We start from the raw sequence: 11,237 nt of genomic DNA, 5'->3' as shown, positions 1-11,237 counted from the left end.
ACACATCGGTCAAGGTGAAGGTGCGCATCGGTGGAAATTGCGCCGCGTATGGGCCGGCCGCGCTCGTCGAGCGTGGCCGGTAGTAGTGCTTGGCCGCGAGGCGCTGTCCGTCAGGCGAATACAGAAATCGCAGGTAGGCTTCGGCCAGGGCGCGAGTACCGTGCTTTTCGACGTTCGTGTCCACGATCGCCACCGGCGGCTCCGCCAGGATGCTCAACGATGGGCGCACGATTTCCAGACCATTGTCGGGTAGTCGGGCTTTGGCCAGCATGGCCTCGTTTTCCCAGGCTATCAGCACGTCGCCGATACCGCGCTGGGCAAAGGTATTGGTGGCACCGCGCGCGCCGGCATCGAGCACCGGAACGTGTTTGTAGAGCGTGCGCACGAAGGCCTGCGCCTGAGTCTCGTCGCCGTTGAACCGGGTCAATGCATAGCCCCAGGCAGCAAGAAAATTCCAGCGTGCGCCGCCGGAGGTCTTGGGATTGGGGGTGATCACCTGCACGCCGGGCTTGATCAAGTCGTCCCAGTCATGGATTCGTTTCGGGTTGCCTTTGCGCACCATGAAGACGATGGTCGAGGTGTAAGGCGTCGAATGATCCGGCAAGCGCTGCTGCCAGTCTTTCGCCAGCCAACCGCGCGCGGCGATCGCATCGATGTCGTAGGCCAGTGCCAGGGTCACTACATCCGCACGCAGGCCTTCGGCAACCGATCGGGCCTGTTTGCCGGAGCCGCCGTGCGACATGTAAATCGATACCTTTTCGCCATGATCGCGCTGCCATTGTGCGGCGAAGGCGGTATTGACCTCACGATACAGCTCGCGCGTCGGGTCATAAGACACATTGAGCAGGGTGACGTCCTTCGCAAGCGCCGGCAGGGTCGTCAAGCAAAGGCACAGCGCGATGGCGAACGAGCGAAGCGGCATGCTGTCTCCGGGCAGAAAAGCGGCATGTCGGCGGGGCGGCCGGTAGCCACCGTTATCGCCGATGTTTCGGTTGGGGATGTTAAGCGGGAGTGGATGCGCGACCGCCTACGAAGAAGGGATCAGCGCACTCCCAGGGCCAGAACGATGCCGATCCACAGCACCATGCCCAGCCAATTGTTGTTGCGGAAGGCTTGCAGGCAGGTAGCGCGGTCGCGCGTGCGAATCGACCACAGCTGATGAGCGAACAATCCCAGCGAAACGATCAAGGCCACCCAGTATGGCCAGCCCAGGCTCGCACGCTGCCCTGCGAACAGCATCGCCAGGGCGAACGTGCCCATCAGGATCCCCAGGATCGGCAGGTCCGCATCGCCGAACAGGATCGCGGTGGATTTGGCGCCCGCCTTGATATCGTCCTCGCGATCGACCATGGCGTATTCGGTGTCGTAGATCACCGACCACAGGATATTGGCGATAAACAACAGCCAGCCCAGCGGGGGTACCGTGCCGGATACGGCGGCAAACGCCATCGGAATCGACCAGCCGAATGCCGCACCGAGCACGACTTGAGGCATGTACGTATAGCGCTTGGTGAAAGGATAGATCGCTGCCAGCGCCGCGCCGGCGAACGACAGCAGGATGGTCAGCCGATTGGTGAACAGCACCAGCACGAATGCCAGCACCAACAGCGAGGCGAACACGATCAGGGCCTCGCGTGGGGTGACCCGGCCGCTGGCGATCGGGCGTCCGGCGGTGCGCGCTACCTGCGGGTCGAGCTTGCGATCGGCGAAATCGTTGATGGCGCAGCCAGCGGCGCGCATCGCGAATACACCCAAGGTAAAGACGACCAGCAGCTTCACTGGCGGGAAATCGCCTGCCGCCAGCCATAGTGCCCACCAGGTCGGCCACAACAGCAGCAGCGCGCCGATCGGCCGGTCCATGCGTGTGAGCACAAGGTAATCCAGCGCCTTCTCGCGTGCGGCCGGCGTGAGCCGGAGCTTGCGTAGCAGCCAGTCGAGCACTCGGGTGGCACGTGTCGAGCTGTCGGCCGGGCGCAACGTCGAGGTTGCCTTCGTCGACGCGGCCACCTGTCGCACGCGTGGCGCGGTGGCGGGAGCGGGGGCGCGGCGGGGGCGCTTGCGTGAGGTCGGAGCCATGCGCGGGAGTTTAGCGCGGGCTCGGGCGTTTTACGTGGCGTACGCCTCGCTTGCGCATCGCGCGGGCTGAGCAGCCCTCCGCCGGCGAAGTCGGTGCAGCAATAAGGTTTGCCTCAGTGTGCTCCCTCTCCCCTGGCTTCGCCGGGCAAGAGGGCTGGGGTGAGGGGAAACCTACGGAGCGCACCTCATCCCGGCTCGATCGCGCCGAAATCCACTAGATCCTCGCCATCTCGATGCACATAAAGCCGTTTGCGCACATGTGGATAATCGCAAATATCCTGTTCCAGCCGTTGCCCTGCTACCAGCATGGTCAACGGCTCGGTGCCAGTGTTCTTCAGCACATGGGCCGCACCGCCACGACGAAAGCCAAGAAAATCGCCCGCACCGACCGCATGAACGATATCGTCGATCAACGCCTCGCCTTCGCCGGCCAGGATGTAGACGAATTCTTCCTCGTACATATGCCGGTGGTATTCGCTCGATTCGCGTCCCGGCATCAGGGTAATCAAGTGCACACCCAACTGGCTCAGCCCGGTGGCATCGCCCAGTGCCCTGCGCAGACGGATGGCATTGGGATTGAGGCTGTGCGGACGGACTTCAGCGTCCATGGCGGCAATAGTTGCGGCCTTGAGCAATGCACTAGGAGCCGTGTTCATGAGATGCCCGATCCGGGGAAATACGGACAATCACAGTAGCACCGCCGGGCGGCACGTGGCCGCCCGGTAGCGTCGCCGATCAGCCGCGACAAATCGCTTTCTTTTCGGGATAGGTCTTCACGCACCAATCCTGCCAATCCTTGCGATTGGCAGTGCGAGTCGGCGCGTCGGCACCGTTGTAGACAAACTCGAAATTCTTGCCGGTAATCTGACTGAGCAGCGCGGCCATGGCGTCGTGCACCACTTCGGGCGAATACGTACGCATGCCTTGCTCGGTCTTCTTCGAATCGACGATAACGATGTTCTTCAGCGTCATCGTCTTGTCGCCGAGCGGGCGCATATCGCCAAGGTGCTGTACCAGATAAGGCACGCCGTTCTCCCCATACGACTCCAGGCGCAGGAACGCTTCAGGCTCGGTCTGTGCATTCGTCGTCTGGTCGACCAGGCCGGCGATCTGGGTGCCGAGGTTGGTCTTCTTGGTGGCGCAACCAGCCGCCGACAGCGCGGCAAGCGACACGAACAGAAGAGGGACGAGCTTCCTCATGGATACTCCTTGAAAACATTATGAGTGTTGGAGACGAACGTCCGGGGCCGTGTGCAGCGGCGGGCGGACGCAAAGAACGGCGCATCGGCGATGGCCGTGCGCGCGGACGACGACGAGGGACATGCCGCGCGGCTTGCGCCATGCTGGGGACGTAACCGCGCTGTTTTTGCATCTGGTTCCATGACGCATTCCCCTGGTGGCCTGCCATCCGTCAGGCGGCGATGCATGGCAGCGTCCGGCGGCGGATGTCCCCTGTACGCACCGGCCGGTAGCCAGTGCGTCTTGTATACGGCCGGCGGATAATGCCACGGAACAGTGCGGGAAAAGCAAGCTCCGCGCGCAAAACCGATTACTGGCGGTCGCCCCAGCGCCAGCGTGGGGGTTCACCCTTCAACCAGCAGACGGCGATCAGGATCGCGGTAGCCACGCACAGGCCAAGCCCGAAACCGCCCGGCATGACCCGCGGCGGAAAGAAGTGCGTCAGCGCGGCGATGGCGGCGACGTAAAGGGCCAGCACCGTCCAGCCCTCCCACGTCCGTGGCGCGCCCCACCCCCACCCGTAGGTTTTTGCGGGGAACCAATACTTTGCTGGGTCTTGCACGATGCGCATCTCCTTCAAGCGAAGCCCCGCGCATTATCCGCCCCTCGGCGCGAAGCGTCGCGTAAAAAATCCGTTTGTGGCGCGAAGGCCCGCCAGATGTCTGAAATCAATCGCGCAGCAGGAGGCGATACGCGGGGTTGGCGGTTTCGTCGCGCCAGGGATAACCGAGCTGAGCGAGGAAATTACTCAGGGATTCGCGCTCATGCGCGGGCACCTGGATACCGACCAGGATGCGGCCGTAATCGGCACCATGATTGCGATAGTGGAACAGGCTGATATTCCAGTCCGGATGCATGCGTTCCAGAAAGCGTACCAGTGCGCCCGGACGCTCCGGGAAATCGAAGCGATAAAGCTGCTCGTCACGGGCCAGCGCCGAGCGGCCGCCGACCATGTGGCGCAGATGCAGTTTGGCCAGTTCGTCCTCGGTGAGATCCAGGGCGGTGAAACCCTCGTTGCGGAAGGCCTGGAGCAACACGGCGTTCTCGCCGTGGTCGCGTGTCTGGATGCCGACGAAGATGTGCGCTTCGCTGGCGTTACCGATGCGGTAATTGAACTCGGTGATGCTGCGTGCGCCTAGCGCGGCACAAAAGCGCCGAAAGCTGCCGCGCTCTTCCGGAATGGTGACCGCGAAGAGCGCTTCGCGCGATTCGCCGACATCGGCACGCTCGGCGACAAAGCGTAGCCGGTCGAAGTTGAGGTTGGCGCCGGAGACGACCGCGACCAGAGTTTGTTCTGAATCGGAGGAACGCTGCGCATATTGCTTGAGTCCTGCCAGGGCGAGTGCACCGGAAGGTTCGGCTGTGCTCCGCGTGTCCTGGAAGATATCGCGGATCGCCGCGCAGATCGCATCGGTGTCGACCCGCAGGATCTCGTCGACGTATTGCCGGCACAACGCAAAGGTGCGTTCGCCGGGCATCTTGACTGCAGTGCCGTCGGCGAACAGACCGACCTCGTCCAGGCTCAGGCGCCGGCCCGCTTCGAGCGAGCGCGCCATCGCGTCGGCATCCGCGGCTTGCACACCGATGACGCGTATCTCAGGGCGTAAGGTCTTTACATAAGCGGCGATGCCGGCGATGAGGCCACCGCCGCCGATCGGGACGAAGATCGCATGCAATGGCTGGGCATGCTGCCGCAGGATCTCCAGGCCGATGGTGCCCTGGCCGGCGATCACGTCCAGATCGTCGAACGGATGTACCGGCACCAGGCCGTGCCGGGTCTGCAGTTGGGCTGCATGTGCCTGCGCGTCGCTGTACGAATCGCCGGCCAGTACGATCTCGACGGTGTCCGCACCGAAGCGGCGCACCGCGTCTACCTTCACTTGCGGTGCTGTCACCGGCATCACGATGGTGGCGCGAATGCCCAGTCGGGCCGCGGCCAATGCCACCCCCTGCGCATGATTGCCAGCAGAAGCGGCGATGACGCCGCGCGCGCGTTCGGCATCGTCGAGCATGGCCATTTTGTTGTAAGCGCCACGCAGCTTGAACGAGAACACCGGCTGCTGGTCTTCGCGCTTGAGCCGTACGCGCTGGCCCAGTCGTGCGGAGAGCAGCTGTGCTTCTTCCAGGGGTGTTTCGCGTGCGACGTCGTAGACCCGCTGCGCGGCAAGGATGCGGCGCAGAAGATCCGCGTCATCCGCGCCAACAACCGGCACATGGTCGCGCTGCGCGTTCATGAATGCAGCAAGAAGATCGGGCGACTGACTTCGATCACATCGACCAGCTTGCGTGTCTGCTCGATGATTTGCTGCACGGTCGACTCGGCACCCTGCATTACCAGGGTCAGTTGCGACACATTCGGGTCGTGGGTAACGGCCACGGTAAGCGAGTCGATATTGCAATTGCGTGCGGCGAACAGCCCGGCCACCCGGACCAGCGCACCGGCTTCGTTTTGCAGCAAGATGGACAATGTGTGCCTCATAAATCCCTCTAGAACATGTCGTTGGTCGTTTCCTGCGTCGCATAGCGATCGCGCGCGGCGATAAACTCACCGGTAATCATCTGCGCATAGCTCGCACCGGGGCCGACCATCGGATACACGCCGGCATCCGGATCGATCAGTACTTCCAGAAAGGCAGGGCCGGGAAAATCGAGGAATTCGGCCACCATTGTGCCGATCTGGTCGGGCCGTTCCAGGCGCTGTGCCCAGCCGAAGCCGTCCGCTTGCGCGGCCTTGATGAAATCCTTGCGGTGCAGGCTTTTATCCGAGGAGGCGAAACGACCCTTGAAGAACAGCTTCTGCCACTGCCGCACCATACCGTCGCCGAAATTGTTCAGCACGACGATCTTTACCGGCAGGCCATACGTGGTGACCGTTTCCAGCTCGCCCAGGTTCATGCGGATGCTGGCATCGCCGTCGATATCGATCACCACGCAATCGGGGCGAGCTAACTGGGCGCCGATAGCGGCGGGCAGGCCAAAACCCATCGTGCCCATCGAGCCGGACGTGAGCCAATGACGCGGCTCGCGGAAATCGAAGTACTGCGCCGCCCACATCTGATGCTGGCCGACACCGGTGCTGATGATCGCACGTCCCTGTGTGCGGCGATTGATCTCCTCGATGACCGCGTAGGGCTGTACCAAGGCGCTGGCGCGATCGTAGCCAAGGGCATGGTCGTGCTTGAGCTCGGCAATATGCGCGTGCCAGGCTTGGTGGCGTGCGAGCACGGCGTGCTGCAGCCCGTGCTTCTCACCGTAATCGCATAGTCGCGTGAGCGCAGCGGCGAGATCGCCGACATGGTGCCATTGCACGGCCTTGACCTTGCCGATCTCCGCCGGGTCGATGTCGATTTGCGCCACCGTGCGTGCATTCGGCGCGAATTGCGCAGGAACACCGGCCACGCGATCGTCGAAACGCGCACCCAGTGCGAGCAGAAAATCGCAATCTTCCACCGCATAGTTGGCGTATGCCGTGCCGTGCATGCCCAGCATATGCAGCGCCAGCGGCGCGGTCGTATCGTACGCGCCCAGCGCCATCAGGGTCGTGGTAACCGGAATGCCGAAGCGATCGACGAAGCGCTGCAAGGCTTCGGTCGCGCCTGAAGCAATCACGCCGCCGCCGGCGTAGATCAGCGGCCGACGGGCTTGCGCCAAGGTGTCGAAGAATGCTGCACATGCTTCGTCGTCGAGATGCGCCTCCTCGATCGCCCGCAGGCGCGCACGGTAGCCGGGAATGGGCAGCTTGCCTTCGCCAGCAAACACCAAGGGGGCGTTCTGTACGTCCTTCGGGATATCGATCACCACCGGTCCCGGCCGGCCGCTGCGCGCAATCTCGAACGCGGTGCGCAAGGTCACTTCCAGCTTCTCCGGTTCCGTCAGCAGGAATACGTGCTTTGCACAGGCGCTCATGATGTTGCTGATGGGTGCCTCCTGGAATGCATCGCTGCCGATGGCCGAAGTCGGTACCTGCCCGCAAATCACCACCATCGCGATCGAATCGGCCATGGCATCGCGTACCGGCGTCACCATATTTGTCGCACCGGGCCCGGAGGTGACGATCGCCACGCCGACCTTGCCCGAGGCGCGTGCATAACCGGAGGCCATGAAGCCGGCGCCCTGTTCATTGGCCGGAACGATCAGCGGCATCGGTTCGCCGCCATCCGGCCCGATGTGCGTGGCATTGAAGCGAAATATCGCGTCGTAGACCGGCAGGATCGCGCCGCCCGAATAACCGAACAGTACGCTCAGACCCTCGTCGGCCAGTACCTGGACAACGACTTCTGCCCCGCTCATGGACTGGCCGGCAAGCGGGTGGGTTTGGACAGAACTGGCTTGTGGGACGGTTTGTCCCGGTGGCGTCATCACATTGGTGTCCTTGAGGTTTCGTCGAGGAAGGAGCGAGCGGTTGACGCTCGCTCCTTCTGCCTCATCCAGCCTTCTTGAGCGGTTCGGAAGCCGGTTGCGCCGCACCGGCGTTCAACCAAGGCATGCGCGCACGCAGCTTCGCACCCACCTGCTCGATCGGATGATCCAGGTCGGCCTGCTTCAGCCGCTTATAGTTGGGCAGGCCCGCGTTGTACTCCGCGATCCAGTTGCGCGCGAAGCTGCCATCCTGGATATCGGTGAGCACAGCCTTCATGCGTTGCTTGGTCGCGTCGTCGACCACGCGCGGACCGCTGACGTAATCGCCGTACTGCGCGGTCTCGGAAATGAACTCCAGCATGCGCTTGAGGCCGCCCTCATAGAACAGGTCGACGATCAGCTTCAGCTCGTGCATGACTTCGTAGTAGGCGATTTCGGGCTGATAACCTGCCTCCACCAGGGTTTCGAAGCCTTTGACCACCAGCTCGCTGGCGCCGCCGCAGAGCACCGCCTGCTCGCCGAACAGATCGGTTTCGGTCTCTTCCTTGAAGTCGGTCTGGATCAGCAGCGCGCGGCCGCCGCCGATGCCGGCCGCGTACGCCTTGGCTTTGGCTTCGGCCTGTTCGGTAGCGTCCTGGTGCACCGCGTACAGGCAAGGTACGCCACGACCGATCTCGTACTCGCGCCGCACGAGCGCGCCGGGCCCCTTGGGCGCCACCAGCACCACATCGATATCGGAGCGCGGTTCGATCTGCTTGAAGTGCACGTTGAAGCCGTGCGCGAACAGCAGGGCCGCGCCAGGTTTGATATTCGGCGCGATGGCATCGCGATAGATCGCCGGCTGGGTCATATCCGGCGTCAGCACGGCAACAAGGTCGGCGTTCTTCACGGCGTCGCCGGGCTCGGCGACGTTGAAACCTTCGGCGCGGGCGCGTTCCCACGACGGGCCACCTTTACGCAGGCCAACGACGACGTCGAGGCCCGAGTCGCGCAGGTTCAGCGCGTGTGCGCGGCCCTGGCTGCCATAGCCGAGGACGGCGATGCGGGCCTGGGCGAGTTGATCGATAGTAGCGGCGGACTGGCTCATGTGGTAACTCCTGCGTCAGCGGATTGATGTGAATGCGTGCGTTGGGTATCGGATTCGAAGGCGCGCGTAATGGCGCCATCGGAGGCGGAGCCGACCAATCGTGCGTACTTGGCGAGCGCGCCACGGGTGACCTTGGGCGGCGGTGCCTGCCAATGTCGGCGGCGTTCGGCGAGATCGGCATCGGTGGCGATCTGGCGACTATCCGCGTCGATGCGGATACGGTCGCCTTCTTCGAGCAAAGCGATCGGACCGCCGCGTACGGCTTCGGGCGCGATATGACCGACCATGAAGCCGTGCGTAGCGCCGGAGAAGCGGCCGTCGGTAATCAGTGCGACGTCGTCGCCGAGCCCGCGGCCAATCAGCGCCGCGGTGACGCCGAGCATTTCGCGCATGCCCGGGCCACCGGCCGGGCCTTCGTTGCGGATCACCACGACGTCGCCCTTGACGATGCTGCCGGCCTGTACGGCGGCAAAGGCCTGTTCCTCGCTTTCGAAAACGCGTGCACGGCCTTCGAAGTGCGTGGCGCCCTTGCCGGCCAGCTTGAGGATGCAGCCCTCGGGCGCGAGATTGCCGTACAGGATCGAATAGCCGCCACGTGGCTTGAGTGGCTGGTTTACGGGATGGATGACGTCCTGGTTGTTCGCGCGTGGCGCGGCGGCGGCTTCGGTGAACAGGCTGCGGCCGGTGACGGTAGGCGCGTCGTCGAGCATGTTGGCCGCGATCAGTTCCTGCGCGACGCGTGCGCTGCCGCCGGCACCGAACAGTTCCACGGCAGTGTATCGACCGCCGGGCAGCAGGTCGGCAATCACCGGCGTGTGCTTGGATGCCGGTTCGAAATCCTCCAGGGTCCAGGGTATGCCAGCTTCGCGCGCGATCGCCAGCAGATGCAGCACTGCATTAGTGGAGCCGGCGGTGGCCGCCACCATGCGTGCCGCATTGCGCATGGACGTCACGCTCAGCAGATCGCGCGGGTAACGCTCCTCGCGCAGCGCCTCCATCGCCAGCTCGCCGCAGCGAAAGGCTGCTTGGGCCTTGGCCGGATGCGTGGCCGGAATATCGTTGAAGCCCATCGGCGAGAGGCCGAGCGTAGTCAGCACCATCGCCATGGTATTGGCGGTGAACTGGCCGCCGCAGGCGCCGGCACCGGGACATGCATCGCGCTCGACGGCGCTCAGTTCGGCATCGTCGATCTTGCCGGCGCCATGCGCACCGACGGCCTCGAACACCTGCTGGATGGTGATCGGATGTCGATCGTGCGTGCCGTGTGCAATTGTGCCGCCGTAAAGCGCCACGCCAGGGATGTTCATGCGCGCCAACGCCATGGCGGCGGCGGGAATGGTCTTGTCACAGCCGCAGAGCACCACCATCGCGTCCAGGCAGTGCCCATCGACTGCCAGTTCGATCGAGTCGGCGATGACCTCGCGACTGATCAGCGACGCACGCATGCCTTGCGTACCCATGGCGATACCGTCGGTGACGGCGATGGTATTGAACTCCACCGGTGTCCCGCCGGCGGCACGCACACCAGCTGCGGCGTGCTCGGCCAGTTCGCGCAAATTGAGATTGCACGGGCTGACGTTGGACCAGGTATGCACGATCGCCACCAGGGGGCGGGCGATGGCGTCATCGTCCAGGCCGGTAGCGCGGAGCATCGCGCGCGCCGGGGCGCGGTCGGGTCCGGTCTTGATCAGGTCGCTGCGCATCAGTGATCCCAGTAGAAGAATTCAAAAAAAATGCCACCGCTGCGCGGGGAGGCCGGGGGGATGGGCCATCGGCCGGCGTCCGGGATAAGAAGACGTCGCCATTCCATTCATCCCGCACGCAGCGGCAGCAAGGAGAGAACCGTTAGCCGCAGGCGCGCGCACCGCTGAAGAACGCCGCCGCGCTGCTGGCGTGCTCGTCCAGCGCCTTGAGCACCGCCGCTTGAACTTCGCGCGTTCCGGCCTGACCGCCGATATCGCGCGTATGCGGTCCGTCGCGCAGTACATCGTCGATCGCCGCCTCGACGGCGTTCGCTTCGTCTTCCAGCTGCAGCGAGTGACGCAGCAGCAGGGCAGCCGAGAGGATGGCGCCGGTGGGATTGGCGACGCCCTGGCCGGCGATATCCGGCGCCGACCCGTGAATCGGCTCGTACAACCCGTTGCTGCCTTTGCCCAGCGACGCGGACGGCAACAGGCCCAGCGACCCGGCCAGCGCTGCGGCTTCGTCGGTCAGGATGTCGCCGAACAGGTTTTCTGTAACCACTACGTCGTAACGCCCCGGTTGGGTCAGCAGCAGCATCGCCATCGAATCGACCAGCTGATGCTCCACTGTCACGTCGGGATACTCGGCGGCGATGCGCTGCACGGTGGTGCGCCACAGTCGCGAGGTTTCCAGTACATTGGCCTTATCCACCGAGGTCACGTGGCGGCGCCGCTGGCGCGCGAGGTCGAAGGCACGGCGGGTGACGCGCTCGATTTCGGCAACCGTGTATTTG

Annotated in this window: 11 protein-coding genes; all 11 read right to left on the bottom strand. The window is 64.0% G+C overall.

Annotation, left to right across the window (positions count from 1 at the left end; genetic code table 11):
• A partial coding sequence (locus VIM98_RS10290) for a sulfate ABC transporter substrate-binding protein (RefSeq protein WP_331993011.1) occupies positions 1-922 on the bottom strand: 922 nt, incomplete at its 3' end.
• A 119-nt stretch (positions 923-1,041) separates the two neighbouring features.
• Positions 1,042-1,977 carry a 4-hydroxybenzoate octaprenyltransferase gene (gene ubiA, locus VIM98_RS10285; RefSeq protein WP_331993012.1) on the bottom strand — a complete coding sequence of 312 codons (936 nt, stop codon included), beginning with the start codon at positions 1,975-1,977 and terminating at the stop codon, positions 1,042-1,044.
• A 284-nt stretch (positions 1,978-2,261) separates the two neighbouring features.
• Positions 2,262-2,732: a cupin domain-containing protein gene (locus tag VIM98_RS10280; protein ID WP_331993010.1), complete on the bottom strand. Its 471-nt coding sequence runs from the start codon at positions 2,730-2,732 to the stop codon at positions 2,262-2,264.
• 79 nt (positions 2,733-2,811) lie between these two features.
• On the bottom strand, positions 2,812-3,276 hold the full coding sequence (locus VIM98_RS10275; RefSeq protein WP_331993009.1) for a hypothetical protein: 465 nt from the start codon (positions 3,274-3,276) through the stop codon (positions 2,812-2,814).
• A gap of 349 nt (positions 3,277-3,625) precedes the next feature.
• Positions 3,626-3,886, bottom strand: coding sequence for a hypothetical protein (locus VIM98_RS10270; protein ID WP_414650209.1), 261 nt, complete (start codon positions 3,884-3,886; stop codon positions 3,626-3,628).
• A gap of 97 nt (positions 3,887-3,983) precedes the next feature.
• Positions 3,984-5,549 (bottom strand): threonine ammonia-lyase, biosynthetic, encoded by a 1,566-nt coding sequence (gene ilvA, locus VIM98_RS10265; RefSeq protein WP_331993007.1) that lies wholly within the window; start codon positions 5,547-5,549, stop codon positions 3,984-3,986.
• Positions 5,546-5,794, bottom strand: a complete 249-nt coding sequence (gene ilvN, locus VIM98_RS10260; RefSeq protein WP_331993006.1) for an acetolactate synthase small subunit — start codon at positions 5,792-5,794, stop codon at positions 5,546-5,548. The genes ilvA and ilvN overlap by 4 nt, the downstream gene beginning before the upstream one ends.
• A gap of 8 nt (positions 5,795-5,802) precedes the next feature.
• Positions 5,803-7,605: a biosynthetic-type acetolactate synthase large subunit gene (ilvB, locus tag VIM98_RS10255; protein ID WP_331993005.1), complete on the bottom strand. Its 1,803-nt coding sequence runs from the start codon at positions 7,603-7,605 to the stop codon at positions 5,803-5,805.
• A gap of 133 nt (positions 7,606-7,738) precedes the next feature.
• Positions 7,739-8,761, bottom strand: coding sequence for a ketol-acid reductoisomerase (gene ilvC / locus VIM98_RS10250; protein ID WP_331993004.1), 1,023 nt, complete (start codon positions 8,759-8,761; stop codon positions 7,739-7,741).
• Positions 8,758-10,464, bottom strand: a complete 1,707-nt coding sequence (ilvD, locus tag VIM98_RS10245; RefSeq protein WP_331993003.1) for a dihydroxy-acid dehydratase — start codon at positions 10,462-10,464, stop codon at positions 8,758-8,760. The genes ilvC and ilvD overlap by 4 nt, the downstream gene beginning before the upstream one ends.
• A 142-nt stretch (positions 10,465-10,606) precedes the next feature.
• Positions 10,607-11,237 (bottom strand): isocitrate/isopropylmalate dehydrogenase family protein (locus VIM98_RS10240; protein ID WP_331993002.1); only part of this gene is annotated, 631 nt, incomplete at its 5' end.

Origin of the sequence: Dyella sp., from assembly GCF_036568765.1 — a bacterium.
In the GTDB taxonomy this organism is placed as follows: domain Bacteria; phylum Pseudomonadota; class Gammaproteobacteria; order Xanthomonadales; family Rhodanobacteraceae; genus GSA-30.
Note: the sequence above shows the minus strand (reverse complement) of the source record. Positions and strands in the feature narration are given on the sequence as shown.